Origin of the sequence: Vibrio sp. TRT 21S02, from assembly GCF_050113675.1 — a bacterium.
GTDB lineage: Bacteria > Pseudomonadota > Gammaproteobacteria > Enterobacterales > Vibrionaceae > Vibrio.
In genome coordinates this window covers 327,361-350,314 of record NZ_JBNJOI010000005.1, presented here as the reverse complement: position 1 = coordinate 350,314, position 22,954 = coordinate 327,361, and the positions used below count along the sequence as shown (strand labels likewise).

Sequence of the window (22,954 nt, the reverse complement as noted above, 5' to 3'; positions counted from 1 at the left end):
CCTTAAAGTGCGCCTAGCTCTTGAAGTGCCACTGATAAACGCTCTTTCATCGCATTTTTATCAACCATGTTGTCAAGACTGACGATTTTCGGCTCGACATCCAATGACTTCAATTGATCCGTAATGTCATTGGTACCAATAAAGATGTCACAATCGGTGCCTTTTGCACTGCCGAGATCGATATGATCAACCGCCGCATCCACATTCAATTCTTTCACAATGCCTTTGATGCTCATTTCCATCATCAGGCTGGTTCCAAGACCATGACCGCAAACAACCATAATTTTCATATACTTATACCTTTTGTTTTTCTATATAGGGGGGAGGTTTCTTAGTAATTTTCGATGACCGCAAGGACATCTTCAGGAGTGCGAGCATTGCAGATTTGTTCTACATGCTCATCATTCATAAATAATTCCGCTAATTTGGAAATGGCACCGACATGACTGTCACTGTCCGTTGCCGCTAGCGTGACCAACATTTTGACTGGATCATTCCCGTCTGAATCAAAAGCCACACCTTGTTGGATCACCGTGATCGACATCGCCAAGCGGTTCACACCATCTTCAGGACGAGCGTGTGGCATTGCCATGCCCGGGCCAACTACGTAGTAAGGGCCCAGTTCTTCATGCGAGCGATAAATAGCTTCGATGTAACTTGGTTCAATGGCTTTTTGATCCAGTAATGCCTGACAAGATTTTTGGATCGCCTCTTTCCAGTCTGCGGCTTCTGGGTAGACTCGAATGACGTCTTTGGTAATGAGTTCACGTAACATGGATTTGATCCTGCTGATTGTTGTTGCTGGATACTTTATCGATCAAAACGTCAGAAAAACCTGAATAAGATCACAAATGATAGCGCTATCTGGTAGCGCTATCATTAATTGTGATAGCGCTACCATTTTTGGTTATCAACGGGTTTTCATATCGATATGCTTAACACTTCTACGTTATTATCCGACTCAGTATTCGGGCTGTGCTAAGATGTCGCAGCAAACAAATCCGCAACATTATTAAAAGAACCGATGAGTGAAACGCGCAAACGAAGAAGTACTGGAAAGGTAACCATCGCTGACGTAGCTAAAAAAGCCGGCGTGGGAACCATGACAGTTTCGCGAGCCCTACGCACCCCAGAATTGGTGTCTGAAAAGCTCAGAGAAAAAATACAACAGGTCGTGGATGAATTGGGTTATATCCCCAATAAAGCGGCAGGGGCACTGGCGTCTGCTGAAAGCTATTCAATCGCTCTCATCCTGCCCTCGCTTTTAGAAAAATCCTGCGCCCACTTCCTACCCAGTTTTCAACAAGCTTTGAACAAGTCTGGTTATCAGCTATTGCTCGGCTACAGCGATTATTCGATGGAGCAAGAAGAGAGCCTGTTGGCGACCTTCTTAGAAAGTCGACCTGCTGCTGTGGTGTTATTTGGTAGTGAACACAGTGAGCGGAGCCATCAATTGCTGAGCAATGCCCAAATCCCTGTGTTGGAAATAGCGGAACTGAGCCAGAATTCACGTTATATGAGTGTTGGTGCCGATCACTTTGAAATTGGAAAAACTTGTACCAAGCATTTGATTGAACAAGGTTTTCAAAATATCGGCTTTATTGGCGCGCGCGGGAACCACTCGCTGCTGCAACGTAAGCTGCAAGGATGGCAAACCGCCCTAATCGATAACTACCAAGCGCCAGATCATTTCCTAACCACTCATGAAGCACCTTCAGCGCAACTTGGAGCGGAAGGATTGGCCAAGCTGCTGCTTCGTGATTCAACATTGGATGCACTGGTCTGTAGCCATGAGGATATTGCTATCGGCGCTTTGTTTGAATGCCATCGCCGTGTATTGAAAGTGCCTACCGATATCGCAATTATTTGTTTAGATGGCACAGCCACCAGCGGCCACGCTTTCCCTACCCTGTCATGTGCAGAAATTAACTATGAAGCAATGGCAGAAGCAGCAGCTTCTAAGCTGGTGGCTCAGATAAAAAACCAAACCTTAAACAATGAAGTGATTGATCTGGGCTTTAAGCTGCAAAAACGCGCCAGCTCTCAGAGAAGTGAAAAATAGGGAGGGTATTACCTCCCTTGCTTTATCGCTTGTACACGGAAGTCATCTCATACCGCAATTACGCCTTTGGCTGCCTAAGCAAATAAACTAACAGTTTCAACGGTGTTTTTGCGATCACGCTGTGGGGTAAATGGGCATTCATATGTATCCAGGCGCCTTGTTTTACCTCTTTCACATCCTCTTCAAATGTGAGCGTTGCTTCCCCTTGCAATACTTGAATAACAGCCGGAACTGAGGCCGTGTGTTCCGACATTTCTTCACCTTCTGCAAAACCAAAAATCACCGCTCTTAATCGTTCGCCTTTTTGCACTACGCGACTGGTGATGCCCGATGGCGGGATCTCGACTTCATCGGCTACATCATCATAAAAGGTATATTCAAACATCACATCTCATCCTTCTTTTCTGCCACCAAGGTAATGGCGGCCAAGTTCGCTTGGTAGCGGTTAAATACTTTTCTCATTGCCAATACACGCGCCCGCTCTTGAGGGTAGCGTGCAACATTCAAGGCAAATTTCAGGGCACCAGCAACTCCTTCATCTTCAATGATTCGCTTTGGCTCAAGCAAATGCATTGGTGCGACATGTTCCAATGTGGTTTCAAAGCCACTTTGCGCAAGACACGTCTTCCATTCGGCTGCGGTAATGGGCTTCGCAGGGGCTTGTATCGCCTGAGCAATAGCTTTTTGAATCTCGCGTTTCAATGCTTCATCAATATTGTCTGGCACAATGCACAGCTCATGAATGCCATAGCGTCCTTTCGCTTTTAGTACCCGCGCGGCTTCGTCAACAATCGCCTTTTTCTTCGCTTCAGATTGCATGGTCAGCATAGCTTCACCATACACAATCGTCGCAGAGTGGTGCGCCAAGCCTGTCTCCTGCGCGTTCCCCACTAAGCAGGTTTGCGTTGGTGGCGACAAGTAATCACGGACAATCGCTGCAGCTTGTTCATTTTGTTCAATCGCGATGTATTGTTTGGGATTGTGCTGAAGACATAAACGCGCGGTAAATCCCATCCCCGGCGCAAATTCAACCACATGATCATCGAAGCCTATGCTGAGACCACCTAGCATGACTTGCGTCATTTCTCGACCACCTGGACGCAGTACTTTTTTCCCTAATTTAGCCAAAATCCAATGACCCGGCATTTTGCGTGGATCTTTATTGGCATCTGGCATCAAAACCGATTCCGACATACGACGAACTCCTAAAATAAAAGGAACAGCAGCAGCGCGACACTCAACGCTGCCCATACAATCTTTCTGAAACAAGGGCTGATTCCATCCATCAGATTACCTATGTGCTGACCATCAATTGTTAGTGATTATCATTTACAATCTAACAGTCATTCCTCAGAGGCAAATGACAAATATCAAGAAGGGGGCTTATAAACGTGTTGTCTGAAAGGGTAAGCAGGTAAGCCAGCTCATCAGGAGATGACGAGCTGGTGAGAAAAAGTGGTGATTGTTTACACTGTAAATAAGAACATTCAATAACGTTCATTGACGCCGTGAAGCAACGCGTCGATTAACAAGGTGAGAGCTCTTGGTTGATAACGACGTTCTTTGTAAACCAAATAAGCCTGACGCGCACTGCGATGGAACTGTGGTAACACCGGAGCCAAATTCATTGTTTTCGATACATGGCGATAGGGTAAAGACGCTACCCCAAGCCCTTTTTCGGCAGCTTGCGCTACTGCCAGTATGTCATTGACCACTAATTTAGGTTGAATGGCGATCACTTCAATCAGGCTTTCATCTTGGTACACCGGAATATCGGTCACCCGATCCACCGAAATCCAATCTTGTTCCGCAAGTTGAGAAAGTGTTGTGATGGCTCCTGATTTCGCAATGTATTCAGGGCTAGCGTAAAAACCGTGATTCGCTTTAAACAGAGGCCGAGCAATCATCTCTTCCATCTCTGACACATCAAATGTCATTAACAGATCGCGATCCGTTTGCGGAACCACTTGTTCTTGGCTTAAGACTAAATCCAGACAAACTTTTGGGTATTGTTCGAGAAACTCTGCCACCACCTTAGCCACAAAGCCTTGGTAAAAATTATGCGGCAACGCCAGTTTGATGTGTCCTGTAACTTCTGAACTTTGAGTCATCAGTTGGGTAAAGCCCAATTCGATACCTTCCATGCTGCTGCGCAGTTGTTCAAACGCTTGTTGACCACTTTGCGTTGCCACCAGCTCTCTGCCCTGCTTTTCAAGTAAGCGTAAATTCAACCGAGATTCTAACGCAGATAAGCGGCGTGACATGGTAGAAACCGGAAGACTGAGTTTCTTCGATGCCGCCAGTAGCGAGCCTTCTTCAACCACACAGCAAAACAGGTAGAGATCATCAATATTTCCAAATATGGAATTCACAGTTCTAATCCTGACTATTTTTCTCATTAGTGGATAGTTTTATTCTGATGGCGTTGAAAAGCAATCACTACTTGGAGTGTTTTATGACCCGTAAACAATTTTGGCTCACCGCCCTACTCTCATCCTTCACAATGGCAGTAATGATGTCCGGCGTATTATCAGGCTACAAGCTTGGATTCAACGCCCAATGGCCAGCAGTATGGCTACAGAGCTTTACCCTAGCTTGGCCTTGCGCATTGGCTTTAAACCTCACTGTGCTGCCGCAAATTCGCAAACTCGCAGCGTGGCTCGCACAACCCACAACTAACGAGCACGCATAAAAAAACCGAGCGAGTGCTCGGTTTTTGTTTGTCACCTTTAGCAATTTAGCAGCTATGCTGCATAAACGCCTGAATGTCATCACCACTTTGGAAATACTGTGGTTCATGTTGGTGCTTGAACAGTTTTAGAGGCGCACCAGTTGCAGTGTGATAGCTTAATGCCTCCCCTTGCACCTTCAGCATTGTCCCTTCAGGAATACCCACCACGATCTCATGTGGATTCTGGATTAAAAACTCTTCGATACGTTCATCTCGAGTCTCCCCCATGTGACCTGAAATACTCGCTTCAATGTAATGCGGGTTAATTTGAAACGGCACCAAGTTAAGTGATGGCAGAATCGCCGCAGACACAATTGGCATGTCATTAGTGGTACGAATAGTCGGACACGCAATGTTTGTCCCTGCGCTCCAGCCGATGTAAAGCTTATTGTGCTGCAAAATCGCATTTCTAAGCGGCCCAACCAGCCCTTGATCGTGCAGCATTTTATTCAGCACCCAAGTATTCCCACCGCTGACGATAAAACCATCCGCTTCTTTAACCGCTTCAACGGGGTCTTCGGCTTGATGAATACCACTCACCGTCGCACCAAATGGTGCAACCACATCATTCAGCTGAGCCAAACGTTCATCATACTGACCACGGATCATCGCAAATGGAATAAAAAGTAGCTTACGTGCACCTGTACGTTCAATCGCTTCTGCTACCCATTCCACACCAAATTCGAGTAACGATGTGTTGCCCGCAACTTTGCCATTACTAAACAGCAATACATTCATGGTTTTCTCCCCGTAAACAGCAATTCTTATTTTTCACTGGTGATTCGGATGATGTCTTTAACAACATCGCTCGCCGCACGCAGTGATTTCACTGGTAAATATTCATAAATCGAGTGGAAGTTGTGTGCGCCAGTAAACAAGTTAGGGCACGGCAATCCTTTCTGCGATAAGACAGCACCATCATAACCACCACGCATCGGGACGCGCTTCATCGCAATATTATTTTTCGCATACGCTTGCTCAGCGATCTCGACCACGTAAGCCGTTTCACCCTGTAAGCTATTCGCGACATTTTCATAACGGTCACTCAACGCAATGTCGACGCCACCGCCCCAAAGATCATTACAACTTTCAGCCAATTGCTGTAAAAAGGCCATGCGTTTCTGGTAGCCCTGAATAGAAAAATCACGCACATCCATATTCAGCACAGTTTTCGCACTATTGCCTTTAAGCTCTTTGACCCAGTAATACCCTTCCCTGCCTTCAGTATATTCAGGCGCTTCACCCGGAGGCAGCATTGCGACAAATTTATGTGCCATGAGCAGTGAGTTTTTAAGCTTACCTTTGGCTGACATCGGGTGCGCAGATTGACCAGTAAAGGTCACAACGACATTGCCCGCATTCCAGTTCTCACAAACAAATTCGCCAATGCCACAGCAATCGAGGGTAAAACCAAAGTCTGCGCCAAACGCTTCCACATCAAACGCTTTTGCTCCACGTAGCCCTTGCTCTTCATCAGGGACAAATGCCACCTTCACGGTGCCATGTGGCTCTTGTGGGTTATTGCAAAAGTGCTGCATGGCATCCATGATCGCGGCAATGGCGGCTTTATCATCTGCACCAAGCAAGCTGGTACCATCAGTGACAATAATATCCTCGCCTCGGTATTGGGCGAGTTCAGGGAAGGCTTCTTCTGTCAGGTAAATACCCTGCGCCTTGTTTAAACAAATCGCATCACTGTTGTGAGGCTTGATTTGCGCCTTGGTGTCGGCACTTTGTTCTGCACTGGTATCTAGGTGCGCAAAAAACGAAACAATCGGCGCGTCTTTATCCATATTCGATGGCAAGGTCGCGGTAACAATCGCAGTTTCAGCGACATTCACCTGCTCCAGTCCTAACGTGGCCAGTTCATCAGCCAGTTTTTGTGCCAGTACCATCTGCCCCGGAGAGGAGGGCATAATGCCCGCCGCTCCTTTAGCACGATCCGTCGTGGTATTGATTTCGGTATAGTTGATGAATCGTTCTACGATATCCATAAAAGCCTCTTAGATAAGAAGTTGTGACGCCGCCAATACGGTAATTAGGCCACCAGCCATTGGGATCACGGTGCGTTTCGCCAACTCAATTGGAGATACGTTGGCCACCGCTGAACATGCAATGATCACCCCAGCCACTGGAGAAGCAGAGCGCATTAAACCGGAAGCAAGCTGCATTGGTAGTGCAACCGCTGCAATTGGAGCACCGACTTGAGCTGCAACATCTGGCGCCAGATTTGAAAAACTGAAGAAAGAAGCATTACCAGAACCAGACAATAAAGTAACTAGGGTGATGATACCCACAAGCACCAATACCATTGCTAAGTAACCAAACCCGAAGCTAGACGCTGAGTTCAGTAGCAAACCGATGAAACCAATAGAGCCAAGACCAGTTACAAAGACTTTTGCCGCGATGATCAGGCTCACAACGCTCGCAAAAACCGCGCCCATACCATCTAAATACACCTTCAAAGATGCAGCCACAGATTTACCATCACGCGTGACGATGAAATCACACACCATAGCAACAAACAGCGAGATAAACATAGCAGTGACCACATCCATACGAATGCTTGTAATGGCAAACTTACTGAAGGTCAGAAGCAGCATTAACGGAAGTACAGGCAGAATCGCAAACCATTTTGGCACGTCACGTTGTTCTTTCTCTTCAAGATTAAACTCGTGTTTCACACCTTTTTCTGCATCTTTTCTATCAAAGTAGCGCTGACAAACAAAGTGCAGCATAGCGATCACTATCATTGCGGCTACCGAAACCACAAGCTGATAGCTAACGAAGTACGTCGCCACATCAATACCAGACACTTCCGCGGCTTTGTTGGCAGCGGATGACGCTGGCCCTAAGTCCAAACAGCCCGTTGTTGCAACCACAGCGGCAGCCGCTGCTGGATTACACCCTACCCCAACAAGTACTGGGTACATGGCAACAAGAAGTAGTAATGCTAACCCTGTTGCACTTGGGATAAAGATGTTGATCAACTGGCCGGTAATGTAAGCCATCGCCAATACTAGGTATGGGTTTTTAATGTACGAAAGTGGCTTAGTGGCAATTTGGACCATTGCATTTGCCGCGCCAATATGGCTCATGTACTTGGAAAAGCCACCGACCGCCATGATGATCAAGCCCAATTTCGCGAGCGTTGAGGAAGCAATGACTTTAATCACTTCGAAAAAGTCGACTATCGCTGCACCCGTTGGTTTTCCGCCCTTCGGCATAAAGTCATCATGGCCGCTCATCACACCCAATGCGATCATTAATAAACCTGCTAATAATAAAACGGCTTGAGTATTGTATTTTTTAACAATGAAATATCCGACACCTAAAATAATAGGTATGGCTAAGTATGTAATCATGTTACACCTCTAAATAATTAATTCCCTTCAATAAAAGAGAGTGGTTATATTTTTATATATGTAGGTAATAAACGTTATTGGTTATCTTTAAATATATCGAACTCGTTAAATGTTCTTTCTATTCGAGTAAATCTTTTATCCTTATCTTGATTAATAGACATGCCTTTAATAAAAGCTTCAATAATCGAAAAGCCAGCGGTTCGGTTATTGAAAATACCTTCACTCTGGCTTTCTACTGCAAATTGGATATCTGAATACGAAACAAATGGGTTAACTTGCTGGTCGGTAAGAACAATGATTTTCCCACCGTGTTGATGAAACCAGCGAACACAACGCACGGTAATATTAGAAAAGCGATGATAAGAGATAGCCAGTAGAGTGTCGTTTTCATCCACATCCACCAACTGATGAGGCAAAGTAGACGCATCGGCTTTGAGGAGCACAACGTCCTTTCTTAGATACCGAGCCAGAAGATAAAAGTAGTTTGATAAAGCCTCGGCAGATGCGCTGCCCATTACATAGAGCTTCCCTTTGGGGTTGAGCAGGTATTCTATGGCTTGATCAAAATCACTGTGAGAAAGTGTTTGATAGGTTTCTTCCATATTACGCATCACTTCTTGAAAGTGAGTACTTAGTAACCCTTCCTGTGTGTGGGAGGAAGCGCTGCGTTGACAACGATCAATGGGGGTTGTCAGCTCTTGAACTAAGTCTTGAGAAACCTGTTTTTTGAATTCAATAAAACCACTAAAGCCTAGGCGGTTAAGAAAGCGCCCGAGCGTCGCCTTACCCACTCCGATGTGTTTGCAGAGCTCATCCATTTTGGCAAAGGGCAACATGGGAAAATTTTTTAGAAAATAACTAACAATCAGCTTCTCCGTTGGAGTAAGCGGACCAATGCCATTCATCGTGTCGATAAACTCTTGCTTGTTCATCTTTTTTCCCATCCATAGTGGCTGATGGGAGAATTTTCCTGCAAATTAGGTGGCACCTTCAAGGGAATATATTTTTCCCATGATTAAACTGTGATTAACGTAGTAAAAAAAATTTTCGTACTGAATGTTTATTAATATGATTATTAAAAATGTTATTGAAAGGTTTAAATTTATCGAAGTAATTATAGTCAATAAGATGAGGGAATTATTATGAGAAAAAGACGGAAGTTAATTTTCCCATCGTTTTTTTATACATTTCAAATATGACGTATAAAAAAACCGAGCATAATGCTCGGTTTTTTAGACATACGGTAATATTACAGTTCAGCGTTATGGTAAACCTGTTGCACGTCATCACAGTCATCTAGCATATCGAGGAACTTCTGGAACTTCTCAGCGTCTTCACCAGCAACAGGTGTGTGAGTCTGAGGAACAAACGTGATTTCTTCGACATCAATAGCCAGCTCAGGGAAAGCACCGTTTAGTGCTGTTTTCGTCTTGAAGAACTCAGTATGAGGTGCAAACACAGTGATCACACCATCTTCAAGCTCAACGTCCGTCACATCAACATCTTCCATCATCAGCGTTTCTAGGATGATTTCATCATCATCGCCTTTGAACTGGAACACCGCTTGGTGATCAAACATGTGAGAAACTGAACCTTCAACACCAATTTTCGCACCGCATTTAACAAAACATTGGCGAACATCTTGGAAAGTACGATTACCGTTATCAGTCAGACAGTCAACGATCACGCTTGTACCACCAGGGCCAAAGCCTTCGTAACGTGCAGGTTGGTAATCTTCACCACCACCACCACTGGCTTTGTCGATCGCTTTTTCGATAACGTGTGCTGGCACTTGGTCTTTTTTCGCTTTCGCAATCAGGTGCTTAAGCGATAGGTTCATGTCTGGGTCTGAACCACCATTTTTCGCACAAACGTAAATTTCTTTACCGTACTTGGAATAAACTTTAATTTTTGCGCCTGCAGTTTTCGCCATAGAGGCTTTGCGCACTTCAAAACTTCTTCCCATCGGGATGTTCTCTCTTATTCAATTTAACGCGGAGGATTTTAGCAAAAAGCGGAGGCTTTTCAATTTCCACTCCGCCGAGCCTTTGGGCTATGCGACACCCATCATTCGCTTATATTTGTCTACTGATTGAAGAAAGCACTCTCGCTCAGCATCATCGGTTATCTTTGCCGCTGTAGAATCAATTTCATCAGGGCCCGCTTTCGCTTCTCTCATTTTCCAAACCAAAAAAGACGCCTGTTTATCCAGCTCAATTTTGTTTTTCTCGTCTGCAGGAAGCAAAGACAGATTAATCGACATGCGAACACTCAAATCAGTAAAAATGTGGAGACGAAATATAGCATATTCCAGAGGCAAATTGGCAAGCGCGGTAAGGAATCTATCAGCTTAAGATCAATAAATGGTAGAAAATAATAAGGGTGACCCTAAAGTCACCCCAGTTCGCGTTGAGTTCGCAATCACATTTAGTGGATCAAGCCAAGCTCTCGTGCTTCTTCCATGGTTAAACCGCTTTCACGAATCTCTCGCAGTGCTTCAATGCGGCGACGAGCTTCAGCAGATTTAACGCCTTTGGCTAGCTTCGGTGTCTCCACCTCTTCCGTGTAATCCCACTTATTGGTCATGCTTGTCATTTCGTCATGGTCAATTGAATTAATGGACATAAATACCTCCGAACAAACCATGCTGTAAACAAGGTAATCTGTAGCAAAGCGCCTAACCCATGTTAAGAATTTTAGCCCGAGAATGTGATTTCGCTAATATAACCTGCATGCGAGTAATAAAATGCTCAATTATTCTTTGCACCCCTGAAAAGCACACAGTACATTTAAAGGATTCACCCCAAGTTACCGACTCTGATCCAGCTCTCAGTTTTTTTGCGCTTCTATTCTTAATTTCCTTTACTCTCTAACCACACTCAGCCTTGTTTTTCGACTCACTTCACTGTTTTTCTGTTCACTTCTTTTCTCTCGAAAAATAACAGTTAATGATAATCATTATCTTTTCTATTGGTGAGTGTCATTATGAGTTCTAAGTTACTTGAGCATGCTTTTCATGCCGACCCGATCATACGGCTGCGTAATTTGTGCGTCGATTACATTACCGACAACGGAGATTTCCAAGCGGTAAAATCCGTCAGTTTTGATATTGGCAAAGGTGAGATCTTCGGTTTAGCAGGTGAATCAGGATGCGGAAAAAGCACGATTGCCTTTGCAATAAACCGATTACATAAGCCGCCTGCATTTATCTCTGGCGGTCAAATCCATTTCGAGGGGCGTGACCTGTTACGCCTTTCAGACGCGGAGCTTAATGTACTGCGCTGGAGCGAAATTGCCATGGTATTCCAAAGTGCGATGAACTCACTCAACCCCGTCCTGACAATACAAGAGCAATTCGCTGATGTCCTGCGTCACCACAAAGGCATGTCTAACGCTCAAGCAAAAGACCGTGCGGAAAAGCTGCTCGATCTGGTCAATATTCCACACGAACGACTCACGGAATACCCGCACCAATTCAGCGGAGGCATGCGTCAGCGCTTAGTGATCGCCATCGCCTTATCACTCAATCCGAAATTGATCGTTATGGATGAGCCCACGACGGCATTGGATGTTGTGGTGCAACGGGAGATCTTGCAGCAGATATACCAGCTGCGTGAGGAGTTCGGTTTCTCGGTTCTGTTCATCACACACGATTTGGCTTTAATGAGCCAACTTTGCGATCGCATTGCCATTATGCGCCATGGTGAAATCGTTGAAGTGAATCACTCAAAAGCAATCCGTAATAACCCGCAGCACAGTTATACGCAAAAGCTGTGGGCTTCATTCCCCAATATCCATGAAGGTAAACACCAAGCAGAAGGAGCACTGGCATGAGTGAACCCATCATTTCATTACACAATGTGGTCAAAGAGTTCACCATCGGTGGTGGCTTTGCTTCACAAGAGCAATTTCGTGCCTTACAAGGGGTGAGCTTTAATTTGCATAAAGGTCGAACCTTAGCACTAGTCGGCGAATCCGGTTGTGGCAAAAGTACCTGTGCGCGGCTCATTACCAAAGTGTACCCTGCAACAGATGGGGAGATCTTGTTTCATGGTCGCAATATTAACGAGCTGCAAAAGCGTCGCGAGATCCTTGATTACCGAAGCAAGGTCCAAATGGTGTTCCAAGATCCGTTTGGTTCGCTAAACCCGACTCAAACCATCGCTCACCACCTTACCCGCCCGCTTAAGATCCATAAACAGGTCAAAAACAATCAAGCGATCCCAGCGAAATTAAACGAGCTGATCGATTTGGTGGAACTCGCCCCTGATACGCTAGAAAAATACCCCCATGAACTCAGCGGCGGGCAGCGACAGCGAGTGAACCTTGCCCGTGCACTGGCCGTTGGAGCAGAAGTGATCTTGGCGGATGAGCCAACTTCCATGCTTGATGTTTCGATTCGCTTAGGCGTGCTGAATCTAATGCAGAGAATGAAAAAAGAACTCGGCATTGGCTTTTTGTACATCACTCACGACTTAGCCACCGCCCACTATATTGCGGAAGAAACCGCGGTGATGTACAAAGGGCAAATTGTGGAATGGGGAGATACCCAAGCGATCTTAACCAATCCACAACACCCATACACTAAGTTATTGATTTCTGCGGTCCCAGATCCGGATCTTCCATTTGGCAATCTGGTTAAAAGTGAACCAAACTATTCGATAGACGCTGATGAAATTCGTGCAACCAGCGCCGTAGTGCAGTCAGAGCATGATCAAGTAGGACCAAATCACTTTGTGAAGAAATGGGTTGAGGCAGCATAATGCAGTTAGACGCGTGGGTAGAACAAATCAGCCATTGGTATCAAAACCGGAAGCATGATCAAGATGAAACATTGCGATCATTGCTTCTCACGCCCCCTGACGCCATTTGGGGACCAAGCATTACGGATCTACAAAGTAAGGCCATTGCTTGCTGGCTTGATGGCTGCCTACGTGTTTTTCATCATAACCAATATCAAAACCCAGAAACCGCTTATCAATACTTGCAGCTGGCATACGCTAAGCTACAAGCGATTGTATGTAACCCGCTAAGTGAACTGGCATTGAAAGATTGGTGCATGAAGCGAATGCAGCACCTCACGGTACTGGCGTTAGAGTTTTGCAACCAGCAAGAAACATCACATTGGCATCAAGAGTCTCATCAGTTGATCGAATCACACGTCAACTTCATGGCCATGCAATCTTGGAATGAATCTCGGAACCATGATCAAGGCCATCATTCACTGCAATAAGTGAAAACATGGAAAGATGATCAAGGGATATTCCTTGATCATCTTTCCGTAATTGGACTTTCTAAAACTCTATTTATCAATCAGTTAACGATTCACCATGGCTACGGATCACTTCCTGATACCAGTAGAAGCTTTTCTTGCGTTTACGCTGTAATGTACCGCTACCATCATCATGGCGATCCACATAAATGTAGCCATAGCGTTTGCTCATCTCTGCCGTTGAGTTGGCAACTAGATCAATCGGCCCCCAACTGGTGAATCCCATCAGTTCAACCCCATCAAGAATCGCTTCTCGCACTTGAACAAGGTGGTCATTGAGATAACGAATCCGATAATCGTCATGCACTTCACCATCCTCATCAAGCTCATCACGTGCACCTAACCCATTTTCAACAATGAACAGCGGTTTTTGGTAACGGTCATAAAGCAGATTGAGCAAAATGCGCAGACCTTTCGGATCAATCAGCCAACCCCATTGGCTTTTCTCTAAGTAAGGGTTTGGGACGCTGTCAATGATGTTGCCAACTTCCTTTTGCTTCGGATCCGTACTAGCACAACCACTGGCGTAATAGCTAAATGAAATAAAGTCGACACTGGCACTGGCCAATTCATCTAGGTCTCCATCGGCGATATCCAATTCGATACCGTTTTCACGGAAATACCGCAGCATATAACCAGGATACTTACCACGCGTCTGCACATCTCCAAAAAACAACCATTTGTTGTTCTCTTGCATAGCAGCAATGACATCTGCAGGATCACAGGTATAGGGGTAGTTGATCGCACCAAGTAGCATGTTTCCAATACGTGCGTCAGGAATGATCTGATGGCAGAGGTTAACCGCTCGAGCACTGGCGATCAGTTGATGGTGAATGGCTTGATAGATCTCAGCTTCACTGGCTTGTTCTGGCAGACCTACGCCTGTAAATGGCGCATGCAAAGACATGTTGATCTCATTAAAAGTAAGCCATAACTTGACTTTATTCCGGTAGCGCTCGAACACGCATCGAGCATAGCGTTCGAAGAAGCCAATCAGCGCGCGACTCCCCCACCCTCCATACGTTTCAGTTAACGCGAAAGGCATCTCATAGTGAGAAAGGGTCACAAATGGGGTGATGTTGTATTTCGCAAGCTCATCAAAGATCTGATCGTAGTAACGAAGCCCCGCTTCATTAGGCACAGCTTCATCACCTTGGGGAAAGATCCGAGTCCATGCGATCGATAACCGCAAACAGGTAAAACCCATCTCGTTAAATAGTGCGATGTCTTGAGGGTAACGATGGTAAAAGTCGATCGCGTGATCTTTGATCCCAGAAACGCGTTCAGCTCTGGATTGATGAGGGCTTAATATCCCTTGTGGCAGCATATCTGACGTTGAAAGTCCCTTACCATCAGAATCAAAAGCCCCTTCAACCTGATTTGCAGCAATAGCGCCACCCCATAGAAAGTGTTTTGGAAATGCCATTAAGCTCACCGAGATAATTGATTTATTCGCGCATAGTAGCCTAAAAATAGCGCACAAAATGAGGTCAGAAACCCATTGATGCTGTTCCTGTTTTTAAGCATTGAAGATACGTTATAGAGATCGTTGAGAGGGAAATTTGGGGCAAAAAAAAGCGAGTTCAAAAGAACTCGCAAAATAATTCAGAATGAATGTAACAATATGAGCCAATCTATCAGGGATCATCAGATCCCTCATTCATCAGAAAGGACAAAAGGTTGTCTATTCGAGATTGATAATAGCAACCACCCGTGGTGCTATGTCAGTGACATGTCAACGTTATGTCGTAACTCTGTCTGTTTATGCTTCACTCATTAACTGGCTTGAGAGCTAAAACATTCATACTTTAAACGCAATACGGTGATCAAATAGCGACTTCATCTAACACGCGGAAAACCATTTCATCTAAATGGCCTTCAAATACTTGTTTACACACTTTCCGGCGCACCGCGAGACCAGCAATCAAACGTTCAATCGACAAATGTTTACTCTCACTTTGGCTATTGTAGAGCTCGACCATCTTACTTAACGTTTCATAAGGCATCACCTCTTCACCCACTCTTAGCCAATCAAGCTTCTCTATCAACTCGTCACACTCTTCTTTGATTGAGTTAGGTGAATGCCCTGTCATTGCTGCTAAAGCCGTTATACTGCGTTCTAGAGCCTCTGGAGAGGTATATTTAGATAGAGTGATGGTAATCTCGTCCGCATTGATTTCAACCAAGTGCTTTCTTTGCTTCACGCGGCGACCTAAATTGCCTTTTGGCGAACGGGGTTTGCGTTGAATAGGCTCAAATTCACCATCGATGATCTGTGACAGTTCATCCAATTGCTGCTTTGTCACCATCTCATTACGCAATGGGTTTGGCAGGGTTGGTGCCATGTTACGTTTACCCGCATTCGTTGTTCGAGCGCGAGAGTACCTCAGCACTTCTTCAGCGTCACACTTAATATCAAACTGGTAGTCTTGAACTTTGTTTTTCTCGATCATTGCGTTGATCGTCAAGTGGTAACCCCACAAGTTCACGACAAAAAACTCGTCGTTCCCTTTACCGTCTGACAGTTTTTTCAGCTCACGGATCAAATCCATCGAGAAACGTCGCCATTCGATATTTCTTGCCAGCTTTTGGTTCAACTCACTTAACAACATAACATCAGTATGACGGCGAGACATGCGGCTACGGAAGTAAGAATACAACTGAAACACCAAGGTGTGCTGTTTTAAGATCTCTGGTGGGAACAAGAAGAAATAGTCGCGAGTCAGCAGCTCTTCATAAAACGAAGGTTCCCATACTAGGATGTATAGGTTTGGTTTTATGCGTATTTCGCCGTCAGCACCCTCTGTAGGGGCTTCTTCCGACGCGGTAATGGTACGGGCTATAAAACGAAAACGATCGCTCTTAAAGCCTTCTGGCATGTTTTCACTTAACCAGCGACCCGTCAGTTCATGTAATTGAAAATCGGTATACTCAATGCGATCGATACTGTCACGAATCGAGTCACGAGCTGGGCCACTGTCCTTCTTACCCCGCAGCGATAAAATATCCGTGATGTACAACGGCGTTTTGTTTGGCACCGCTTTACCATCCAGTTGGTACTCTTGTTGATGATGCTCATGGTATTGCACCGTCAAGGTGAACAATGCAAATAACGTCATCAGATCATCAACCGTCATGATGTTTTTCGATGATCGTGTCTCGATCACTGCCCTTGTGCCAGAGATCGAAACCATGCTTTTTTGATAGTTCTTGCGTGTACGTGGTGGGGCTAACGCTTGGTCGATGATCCCAGCCCAATTTGTCGGAGAAACAACAAACTGATCCGCTTCATCTTTCATGGCTGGTGGCGTGTTCAAGCCATGCTCACTCAGCAAACGCTGGTTAACTTGAGTCTGAGCCAGTGCTTTTGAGCGTTTTTTCTTTTCGGTTTGCTTTACCGATTCCGTCACAAGACTGGTTGAACCAAGCACTGAAATTAATTGATTAGGATTTACGAAGCGATGCAGCATGGTTTTGCCAGCAAGTCCCTCTTCAAAACGTACAGGGATTTGGTTAAATAAACCAATGTTCACAGCCGCTCTAAGGCGTTGTTGAATCGCGGCTCTGGTCAGTTGCCCATCAGTCGCATCGATCAATTCTGTTGTTGATACCAATCCATCTTGGCTGCGAAAGCCGCGCAAAGAAATTAGATTAAGAAGCTCAACGATACTTTTGGTGACGCCTTTGAAGTGTTGATATTGATCGATCCAATCAACTGCGGTTTCTGAAACTTCAAACAAATGCCCGTCTTTGTGGCTACGTGGCGCTTTAATTAATATCTTTTCTTCTGAGCTCATTTATTATGATCCGTATCACACTAGCCGTAATATCGCTATAGTTCCAGAAGAATAAAGAAAAAAAGATCATAAATAAAGAAAAAAATTGTTGTTTTAAATAACTGATCTTTTTGATTATTCTGATCTTAATTGATTATATGATCTATTGATCAGGGCAAGAGTTTGCTTTTAACTTTTTGTTTTGAAAGGGGAATTTTTTTTGGCTTTCAGAAGCATGATCATGACACAAGCGAAAGCATGATCATTAAGTTCTTGAAAGCATGATCAAAAGTTCTCGCAACGATGATCATTAAAAAGCCGAACGCATGATCAATGAAGTAACTGAAGAATGATCATGGCCCCTACACACTTTATCCACAACCCCTTGAATAACGATGGATTGTCGATAAACAAATTTACATCTCTAACCGCTTAATTTGTCCGAAACGATGATCAAGGAAACTGCATTTGTCATCGCATTTCCCTTCTTTTGATTATTAATTAAACAGAAACGAAATTGAAATACACAAAAGTGTTAAATGGTGTTCTAACGACGACTGTGTTCAGTGTTTCGAAAGCATGATCAAGTATAGGAGTGGTTTATGAATGGCAAGACGTTGCTATTCCGACTTTGTCTATTATTAGATGCGCCAAGACTGAAATCCAGTATACATCTGCATTCTACCGTAATTTAGCCTCAAATTTACATGCTTCCGGAAAGTACACTTACTTGATCATTGATCCGAAAAACGATCATTTGCTATGGAATGATAGTAACGCAATGTTTGAGTTGAATTTTCCTTGATCATCGTTCCTATATTCCATTTTACCTTCGAAAGCATGATCATCAGACTCTCCTTGATCATCGTTTCGAGGATTGTGCATGAACGTTACTCCTCCGTTTTTACATCATGGATTAATTTTACAAAGTGTTGTCACTTTAAGGGAAATTTTCAGTTGAAATGACACATGCCGTAATTGGGGAAGAAAAATTAATCGTTCCGTGAAGTATTGATGTTGTTTAGGCTCAATAGTTCCATTTTACATTGTAAATAAGTGACGGTGTAACATTTTAATTCTTTGCCTGTTTGTGATGCGAAATACCGCTTCATAAACGCGATATTTTATCAACTTTTGTACTATTTCGATTCGATAACATTAATTTGCTAATAGATTTTCTATTTAATGTGATTTTAATCTATATATGGATGTACACCTTTTTATTGTTAATAAAATTAAATGCTGTACAATCGAAATCAGTGACTAATAACGGAAATTGGCAATGAAAAGAGAACAGACAATAGAGAATCTCATCCAACTGGCTGAGCAAACTGCGCAAGTCCAGGCAGACCGTATAGAGATAGTTTTAGAAGAAAGAAGTGAAGAACATTTTCCTGCAATGTCGAAAGCATTAATGGAAACGCGTTCTGGCCTGACTCGCCGCAAGCTTGATGATGCGATAAGCAAAATGGAAGTTGAAGGGCATCAGTTTACTAAGAATAATGCGAACCATTATTCAATTTCTCTTCAAGAAGCTCATATGTTGATGGATGCGGCTGGCATGCCAAAATTCCATGAACGCAAAAAAAATTCAGACAATAAACCGTGGATTATCAATGTTCAAAACCAGAAAGGTGGAACGGGTAAATCCATGACAGCGGTACATCTGGCTGCATGTCTCGCGCTGAATCTTGAAAAGCGCTACCGTATTTGTTTAATTGACTTGGACCCTCAGGGCTCTTTACGCCTTTTCCTTAACCCGCAAATCAGTGTTGCAGATCACGACAATATCTATTCCGCTGTGGATGTGATGTTGGATAACGTGCCTGAAGAGGTAGAGGTCGACAAAGAATTTTTGCAGAAGAATGTATTGCTACCAACGCAATACCCAAATCTTAAGACGGTTTCTGCATTCCCAGAAGACGCTATGTTTAATGCTGAAGCATGGCAATATTTGTCTCAGAACCAGTCACTCGACATTGTGAAACTCCTTAAAGAAAAGCTGATCGATAAGATTGCGGATGAGTTTGATGTCATCATGATTGATACTGGTCCACACGTTGATCCACTGGTATGGAATGCGATGTACGCATCAAACGCATTATTGATTCCATGTGCAGCAAAACGTTTGGACTGGGCTTCAACGGTTAACTTTTTCCAGCACTTGCCAACTGTGTATGAAATGTTCCCAGAGGATTGGAAAGGGCTGGAGTTTGTTCGTTTAATGCCAACAATGTTTGAAGATGACAATAAGAAGCAGGTTTCCGTTCTTACTGAAATGAACTACCTGCTTGGCGACCAAGTTATGATGGCTACCATTCCGCGTAGTCGTGCATTTGAAACATGTGCCGACACTTACAGTACTGTCTTTGATCTCACAGTCAGTGATTTTGAAGGGGGCAAGAAAACATTGGCCACCGCTCAAGATGCAGTACAAAAGAGTGCGCTGGAATTAGAGCGTGTACTGCACAGTAACTGGTCATCACTAAATCAGGGGTAAGTAGAAAATGGCAATTAAGACGTCAGATTTAAACGCAAGACTATTTGGTAAATCGAATAAACGCCGAGCTTCTACACCTCAAGAAGCTCAGCAAGCAGCAAAAGAACAAGCTCAGTTTATTGAGCTTTCTGTAGCAGGTGAAGAGCTTGTTGCATTTGAATTAGTGCGTATTCCTGCAGAGCAAGTTGCGGATCAAACCGTGGTCTTTGCAGATAACGCCCGTGAACAATCGTTCTTAAATGAGCATGCGTTGTCGGATGTGTTAGCGACACTTCGTGAGCGAGGACAGCAATATCCGGCAGTCGGTCGTAAACGTGAAGATGGCAAAATCGAAGTTCTTGATGGTAGCCGTCGTCGCATGTCCTGTATTTTAGCGGGACAAGAATTTCTTATTTACGTTGCTGAAGGCATCAATAGTGAACATGCTAAATTCCTTTCTGATGTTGCTAACGCACATAAGCCACTTTCTTTGTATGAAAAGGGCAAGGAAATGCTCGCGAAGCTCAACAGCGGTGAAGCAGAAGATCAAAAAGCACTCGCGAAAATGTTCCAGTGCAGCGAAGCATTGGTGAGTGGAGCATTAAAAGCGGCAGATTTGCCATTAGAACTGTTGCAAGCGTATCCAAATGTCGCTGATTTAGGTCGTCCAACAATTGTGAAGCTTCACAAGCAATTTAACGAACTGAGTGACGAAAATCGCGGAAAATTGTTAGAGCGCTGCCAATCAAAAGAAGGATTTGTTTGGCAACGAAGCACTGCACAAGGTGTGGCACGTATTACTAAAGAAGTGTCTGAAACCATCGAAGATTGGATTGAAGAACTTGCACCAAGTAAACGAGCAGAAAGTGCGAAAGTCGATTTGATTAAAGGCCGAGCAACTTATACCCGTAAGGGAAATAATTTGGCTCTAACCTTGAAAAAGGTCGATGACCAAACCATGCAACAGATACTCGAGTTTGTCGAAAGCAAATTAAAGTAATCCTCTAAAAAGCCGCATCAGCGGCTTTTTTTGTCCTTTTTATCCAAGTAACCTGCGGTACCAACCATGCTTGGTTGAGTATATAATCGCATCAGTATCGTTACTTCGGATCTGACATGTCTTCCTATCAACTCTTCTTTTCTCAATTGCTTTCTTCTACCAGTAAAAACCGTCAACGTGCGGGGCTTGTGTTGAAGGGGAGCCAAGCATGGCAACAATCTCGTATTGCTGAGTTGCTTGAGTTATTCAAGGAAAAAACGGTTTTTGTCATGGGGGAGTGTCATGGCGCTGGCGTGACGAAACAGGTTTCGATTAAGAAAGGGCAGTTTCTTCTCGGCCAAGAATGTCAGCTGCTTATCTGTGACTTTTCTGATGACTTTGATGCAAATAGCTTCAGTGCGGCATTAGGTGCACTTGTTGGGGGCGGAATTCTTATTGTTTTGCCTCCTCATAATCAGATAGAAGACGATGCACAGAAATGGATGGAGCATGCATTTTCGAAGCTTATTTCAGTTGTTGAGAATAAACCTGTCCCTGAGTTTTCGTGCATTGCAAACAATCGTGATACTCAAATTGATGCCGCTCCTTTTTCTGAACAGAAACTTGCGATTGAACATATTGTTCGGGTTGTGACCGGGCACCGAAAACGTCCACTGGTGATGACGGCCGATCGCGGAAGAGGGAAGAGCAGTGCACTTGGTCTTGCTTCTGCAGAGCTTATGCTTAATCGAGCTATTCATATTGTTATTACTGCTCCATCTCTTGCATCCGTCACTCCAGTTTTTGAACATGCAGCTAGCACGTTATCTGTCGACCTCAAAAAGAAAGGCGTTCTTGAGTTTGGTGACTCTAAACTGGAATTCATTGCGCCGGATGAAATAATCCGAACGGGTCCCGAATGTGATTTGCTGTTAGTGGACGAAGCATCTTCTATTCCAATCCCGATGCTTAAAAATATGGTGGCGCGCTATCATCGTATGGTGTTTTCTACCACGATACATGGTTATGAAGGATGTGGGCGCGGCTTTTCTCTTAAATTCCAAACTTGGTTGAAAGAGAACAGAAGTGGCAGTCGTTTCTATCATTTGCAACAACCCATTCGTTGGATGGAAGGTGATTTCCTTGAGCAATGGCTTTACCAGACATTCTTATTGGATGCGGGATTAAATCCGCCACCTGCAATCGTTCCATCACAATGTACTTTTCGAGAAGTAAGCAAATCCACATTGCTTACTGACACAGGTTTATTGCGCGCTTGTTTTGCATTGTTAGTTAATGCTCATTATCAAACCTCACCCAATGACTTAATGCTATTGCTACGCGATCCTGCCATTTCAGTCTTTATTCTTGAGTATGAAGGACTATGTGTGGGTTGCATACTGACAGTAAAAGAAGGTGAACTGGATGTGGAGTTAATTAATGATGTCCAGCGAGGTAGGCGTCGACCTAAGGGGCATTTAGTACCGCTGACGATTGCCAATAATCTTGGAATTAAAGAAGCCGCAACGATACACAGTTTGCGTGTCATGCGTATCGCGGTTCATCCTGAGCTTCAACAGAATGGTCTTGGCAGCCTTATGCTTCATCATCTTAAACATGATCATGCAGCGCCTTTCTTGTCCACAAGCTTTGGTGCGACACCAGAGTTGATTCAGTTTTGGCACAAGAATGGTTATCGAGTTATCCGTATTGGGTCACAGCGAGATCAAGCGAGTGGATGCCATTCGATTATTATGGTTCAAGGAAATGTGCATTGGATAGATGAGGCAACGAATCTATTTAGTGAAAGCCTACCATTCTTGCTGTCTGGAATATTGCAATATCTTGAACCTGACATGGTGCGTAACTTGTGGCATAAAATGGATGCTTCCGGTAGCAATCAACGACTTCCTGCTATTGTTGATAATTATCTAGACGGTGGAGCGAGTTACGATAGCGTTGCTTTTCTACTTGTCAGATTATTAAAAACCGAACCTGTTCGTATTGCAGACGCGACCGATTTGGTGATAAGAAAACTGCTGCAGCACCATTCATGGCAAGATTGTGTCAGTGAACTTGGCTTCACCGGTCAGAAGCAAGCTGAAGCGCAATTCCGCTCAGACATCCATACCTTAATTAGAGCTGATAGATTTACACTGTAAAACCAGCTTTATTTCATTAATTTACAGTGTAAAACCCCTTTCAACTTTTACACTGTAAATTACGCTAAACCGATGAACTTTCTATCAAGACAAGGATGACAAGAAAGTCCTATTACCGTATTTTTTTA

General features: G+C 44.1%; 23 protein-coding genes. 8 read left to right on the top strand and 15 right to left on the bottom strand.

Annotated elements, in window-relative coordinates; genetic code table 11:
- Positions 1–2: 2 nt before the first annotated feature.
- Positions 3–290 carry a PTS sugar transporter subunit IIB gene (locus ACQEXU_RS09335; protein WP_367990466.1) on the bottom strand — a complete coding sequence of 96 codons (288 nt, stop codon included), beginning with the start codon at positions 288–290 and terminating at the stop codon, positions 3–5.
- Between the two features lie 41 nt (positions 291–331).
- Positions 332–775, bottom strand: coding sequence for a PTS sugar transporter subunit IIA (locus ACQEXU_RS09330; RefSeq protein WP_427010590.1), 444 nt, complete (start codon positions 773–775; stop codon positions 332–334).
- Between the two features lie 249 nt (positions 776–1,024).
- Between ACQEXU_RS09330 and ACQEXU_RS09325 the strand changes: the two genes are divergently transcribed.
- Positions 1,025–2,062 (top strand): LacI family DNA-binding transcriptional regulator, encoded by a 1,038-nt coding sequence (locus ACQEXU_RS09325; protein ID WP_427010589.1) that lies wholly within the window; start codon positions 1,025–1,027, stop codon positions 2,060–2,062.
- Positions 2,063–2,120: 58 nt separating this feature from the next.
- Here ACQEXU_RS09325 and ACQEXU_RS09320 read toward each other — a convergent pair whose 3' ends face one another.
- From ACQEXU_RS09320 to ACQEXU_RS09310, 3 genes are all read right to left on the bottom strand, one after another.
- Positions 2,121–2,447 (bottom strand): cupin domain-containing protein, encoded by a 327-nt coding sequence (locus tag ACQEXU_RS09320; protein ID WP_427010588.1) that lies wholly within the window; start codon positions 2,445–2,447, stop codon positions 2,121–2,123.
- Entirely contained in the window at positions 2,447–3,256 is an 810-nt protein-coding gene (locus ACQEXU_RS09315; protein WP_427010603.1) for a methyltransferase domain-containing protein, read from the bottom strand. Before ACQEXU_RS09315 ends, ACQEXU_RS09320 begins: the two co-directional genes overlap by 1 nt.
- A gap of 293 nt (positions 3,257–3,549) precedes the next feature.
- A complete protein-coding gene (locus ACQEXU_RS09310) occupies positions 3,550–4,461 on the bottom strand; it encodes a LysR family transcriptional regulator (RefSeq protein ID WP_427010587.1) in 912 nt (303 codons plus the stop codon).
- 56 nt (positions 4,462–4,517) lie between these two features.
- Here ACQEXU_RS09310 and ACQEXU_RS09305 point away from each other — a divergent pair, with 56 nt between their 5' ends.
- Positions 4,518–4,754 carry a DUF2798 domain-containing protein gene (locus ACQEXU_RS09305; protein ID WP_427010586.1) on the top strand — a complete coding sequence of 79 codons (237 nt, stop codon included), beginning with the start codon at positions 4,518–4,520 and terminating at the stop codon, positions 4,752–4,754.
- A gap of 45 nt (positions 4,755–4,799) precedes the next feature.
- Here ACQEXU_RS09305 and pepE read toward each other — a convergent pair whose 3' ends face one another.
- The 7 genes from pepE to ACQEXU_RS09270 form a co-directional block, all read right to left on the bottom strand.
- Positions 4,800–5,531 (bottom strand): dipeptidase PepE, encoded by a 732-nt coding sequence (gene pepE / locus ACQEXU_RS09300; protein ID WP_427010585.1) that lies wholly within the window; start codon positions 5,529–5,531, stop codon positions 4,800–4,802.
- A gap of 26 nt (positions 5,532–5,557) precedes the next feature.
- Positions 5,558–6,787 (bottom strand): peptidase T, encoded by a 1,230-nt coding sequence (gene pepT, locus ACQEXU_RS09295; RefSeq protein WP_427010584.1) that lies wholly within the window; start codon positions 6,785–6,787, stop codon positions 5,558–5,560.
- A gap of 9 nt (positions 6,788–6,796) precedes the next feature.
- A complete protein-coding gene (gene dcuC, locus ACQEXU_RS09290; protein WP_427010583.1) occupies positions 6,797–8,158 on the bottom strand; it encodes a C4-dicarboxylate transporter DcuC in 1,362 nt (453 codons plus the stop codon).
- A 74-nt stretch (positions 8,159–8,232) separates the two neighbouring features.
- A complete protein-coding gene (locus tag ACQEXU_RS09285; protein ID WP_427010582.1) occupies positions 8,233–9,090 on the bottom strand; it encodes a MurR/RpiR family transcriptional regulator in 858 nt (285 codons plus the stop codon).
- Positions 9,091–9,407: 317 nt separating this feature from the next.
- Positions 9,408–10,124: a YebC/PmpR family DNA-binding transcriptional regulator gene (locus tag ACQEXU_RS09280; RefSeq protein WP_427010581.1), complete on the bottom strand. Its 717-nt coding sequence runs from the start codon at positions 10,122–10,124 to the stop codon at positions 9,408–9,410.
- An 87-nt stretch (positions 10,125–10,211) separates the two neighbouring features.
- Entirely contained in the window at positions 10,212–10,421 is a 210-nt protein-coding gene (locus ACQEXU_RS09275) for a DUF3283 family protein (RefSeq protein WP_367990477.1), read from the bottom strand.
- Between the two features lie 164 nt (positions 10,422–10,585).
- Positions 10,586–10,783, bottom strand: coding sequence for a PA3496 family putative envelope integrity protein (locus ACQEXU_RS09270; RefSeq protein WP_427010580.1), 198 nt, complete (start codon positions 10,781–10,783; stop codon positions 10,586–10,588).
- 360 nt (positions 10,784–11,143) lie between these two features.
- Between ACQEXU_RS09270 and ACQEXU_RS09265 the strand changes: the two genes are divergently transcribed.
- The 3 genes from ACQEXU_RS09265 to ACQEXU_RS09255 are packed head-to-tail and all read left to right on the top strand — an operon-like array spanning position 11,144 to position 13,391.
- On the top strand, positions 11,144–11,992 hold the full coding sequence (locus ACQEXU_RS09265) for an ABC transporter ATP-binding protein (protein ID WP_427010579.1): 849 nt from the start codon (positions 11,144–11,146) through the stop codon (positions 11,990–11,992).
- The gene (locus tag ACQEXU_RS09260; RefSeq protein WP_427010578.1) at positions 11,989–12,921 is read left to right on the top strand and encodes an ATP-binding cassette domain-containing protein; all 933 of its coding nucleotides are present in this window, start codon (positions 11,989–11,991) and stop codon (positions 12,919–12,921) included. The genes ACQEXU_RS09265 and ACQEXU_RS09260 overlap by 4 nt, the downstream gene beginning before the upstream one ends.
- Positions 12,921–13,391 carry a transcriptional regulator gene (locus ACQEXU_RS09255; protein ID WP_427010577.1) on the top strand — a complete coding sequence of 157 codons (471 nt, stop codon included), beginning with the start codon at positions 12,921–12,923 and terminating at the stop codon, positions 13,389–13,391. Before ACQEXU_RS09260 ends, ACQEXU_RS09255 begins: the two co-directional genes overlap by 1 nt.
- Before the next feature lie 76 nt (positions 13,392–13,467).
- On the opposite strand, the gene ACQEXU_RS09250 is transcribed toward ACQEXU_RS09255, so the two are convergent.
- From ACQEXU_RS09250 to ACQEXU_RS09240, 3 genes are all read right to left on the bottom strand, one after another.
- Positions 13,468–14,856, bottom strand: a complete 1,389-nt coding sequence (locus ACQEXU_RS09250) for a glycoside hydrolase family 1 protein (RefSeq protein WP_427010576.1) — start codon at positions 14,854–14,856, stop codon at positions 13,468–13,470.
- 400 nt (positions 14,857–15,256) lie between these two features.
- On the bottom strand, positions 15,257–17,227 hold the full coding sequence (locus ACQEXU_RS09245; protein ID WP_427010575.1) for a replication initiator protein RctB domain-containing protein: 1,971 nt from the start codon (positions 17,225–17,227) through the stop codon (positions 15,257–15,259).
- Positions 17,228–17,959: 732 nt separating this feature from the next.
- The gene (locus ACQEXU_RS09240) at positions 17,960–18,091 is read right to left on the bottom strand and encodes a hypothetical protein (RefSeq protein ID WP_427010574.1); all 132 of its coding nucleotides are present in this window, start codon (positions 18,089–18,091) and stop codon (positions 17,960–17,962) included.
- A 397-nt stretch (positions 18,092–18,488) separates the two neighbouring features.
- Between ACQEXU_RS09240 and ACQEXU_RS09235 the strand changes: the two genes are divergently transcribed.
- The 3 genes from ACQEXU_RS09235 (at position 18,489) to ACQEXU_RS09225 (ending at position 22,826) form a co-directional block, all read left to right on the top strand.
- Positions 18,489–19,706: a ParA family protein gene (locus ACQEXU_RS09235; RefSeq protein ID WP_427010573.1), complete on the top strand. Its 1,218-nt coding sequence runs from the start codon at positions 18,489–18,491 to the stop codon at positions 19,704–19,706.
- Between the two features lie 7 nt (positions 19,707–19,713).
- Positions 19,714–20,685, top strand: a complete 972-nt coding sequence (locus tag ACQEXU_RS09230) for a ParB/RepB/Spo0J family partition protein (RefSeq protein WP_427010572.1) — start codon at positions 19,714–19,716, stop codon at positions 20,683–20,685.
- A gap of 116 nt (positions 20,686–20,801) precedes the next feature.
- On the top strand, positions 20,802–22,826 hold the full coding sequence (locus ACQEXU_RS09225) for a tRNA(Met) cytidine acetyltransferase TmcA (RefSeq protein ID WP_427010571.1): 2,025 nt from the start codon (positions 20,802–20,804) through the stop codon (positions 22,824–22,826).
- The last annotated feature ends 128 nt before the right edge of the window (positions 22,827–22,954 follow it).

Bases quoted from the DNA above. Each gene is read 5' to 3' on its own strand.
- ACQEXU_RS09335 (WP_367990466.1), bottom strand. From the start codon at position 290: ATGAAAATTATGGTTGTTTGCGGTCATGGTCTTGGAACCAGCCTGATG.
- ACQEXU_RS09330 (WP_427010590.1), bottom strand. From the start codon at position 775: ATGTTACGTGAACTCATTACCAAAGACGTCATTCGAGTCTACCCAGAA.
- ACQEXU_RS09325 (WP_427010589.1), top strand. From the start codon at position 1,025: ATGAGTGAAACGCGCAAACGAAGAAGTACTGGAAAGGTAACCATCGCT.
- ACQEXU_RS09320 (WP_427010588.1), bottom strand. From the start codon at position 2,447: ATGTTTGAATATACCTTTTATGATGATGTAGCCGATGAAGTCGAGATC.
- ACQEXU_RS09315 (WP_427010603.1), bottom strand. From the start codon at position 3,256: ATGTCGGAATCGGTTTTGATGCCAGATGCCAATAAAGATCCACGCAAA.
- ACQEXU_RS09310 (WP_427010587.1), bottom strand. From the start codon at position 4,461: ATGAGAAAAATAGTCAGGATTAGAACTGTGAATTCCATATTTGGAAAT.
- ACQEXU_RS09305 (WP_427010586.1), top strand. From the start codon at position 4,518: ATGACCCGTAAACAATTTTGGCTCACCGCCCTACTCTCATCCTTCACA.
- pepE (WP_427010585.1), bottom strand. From the start codon at position 5,531: ATGAATGTATTGCTGTTTAGTAATGGCAAAGTTGCGGGCAACACATCG.
- pepT (WP_427010584.1), bottom strand. From the start codon at position 6,787: ATGGATATCGTAGAACGATTCATCAACTATACCGAAATCAATACCACG.
- dcuC (WP_427010583.1), bottom strand. From the start codon at position 8,158: ATGATTACATACTTAGCCATACCTATTATTTTAGGTGTCGGATATTTC.
- ACQEXU_RS09285 (WP_427010582.1), bottom strand. From the start codon at position 9,090: ATGAACAAGCAAGAGTTTATCGACACGATGAATGGCATTGGTCCGCTT.
- ACQEXU_RS09280 (WP_427010581.1), bottom strand. From the start codon at position 10,124: ATGGGAAGAAGTTTTGAAGTGCGCAAAGCCTCTATGGCGAAAACTGCA.
- ACQEXU_RS09275 (WP_367990477.1), bottom strand. From the start codon at position 10,421: ATGTCGATTAATCTGTCTTTGCTTCCTGCAGACGAGAAAAACAAAATT.
- ACQEXU_RS09270 (WP_427010580.1), bottom strand. From the start codon at position 10,783: ATGTCCATTAATTCAATTGACCATGACGAAATGACAAGCATGACCAAT.
- ACQEXU_RS09265 (WP_427010579.1), top strand. From the start codon at position 11,144: ATGAGTTCTAAGTTACTTGAGCATGCTTTTCATGCCGACCCGATCATA.
- ACQEXU_RS09260 (WP_427010578.1), top strand. From the start codon at position 11,989: ATGAGTGAACCCATCATTTCATTACACAATGTGGTCAAAGAGTTCACC.
- ACQEXU_RS09255 (WP_427010577.1), top strand. From the start codon at position 12,921: ATGCAGTTAGACGCGTGGGTAGAACAAATCAGCCATTGGTATCAAAAC.
- ACQEXU_RS09250 (WP_427010576.1), bottom strand. From the start codon at position 14,856: ATGGCATTTCCAAAACACTTTCTATGGGGTGGCGCTATTGCTGCAAAT.
- ACQEXU_RS09245 (WP_427010575.1), bottom strand. From the start codon at position 17,227: ATGAGCTCAGAAGAAAAGATATTAATTAAAGCGCCACGTAGCCACAAA.
- ACQEXU_RS09240 (WP_427010574.1), bottom strand. From the start codon at position 18,091: ATGCACAATCCTCGAAACGATGATCAAGGAGAGTCTGATGATCATGCT.
- ACQEXU_RS09235 (WP_427010573.1), top strand. From the start codon at position 18,489: ATGAAAAGAGAACAGACAATAGAGAATCTCATCCAACTGGCTGAGCAA.
- ACQEXU_RS09230 (WP_427010572.1), top strand. From the start codon at position 19,714: ATGGCAATTAAGACGTCAGATTTAAACGCAAGACTATTTGGTAAATCG.
- ACQEXU_RS09225 (WP_427010571.1), top strand. From the start codon at position 20,802: ATGTCTTCCTATCAACTCTTCTTTTCTCAATTGCTTTCTTCTACCAGT.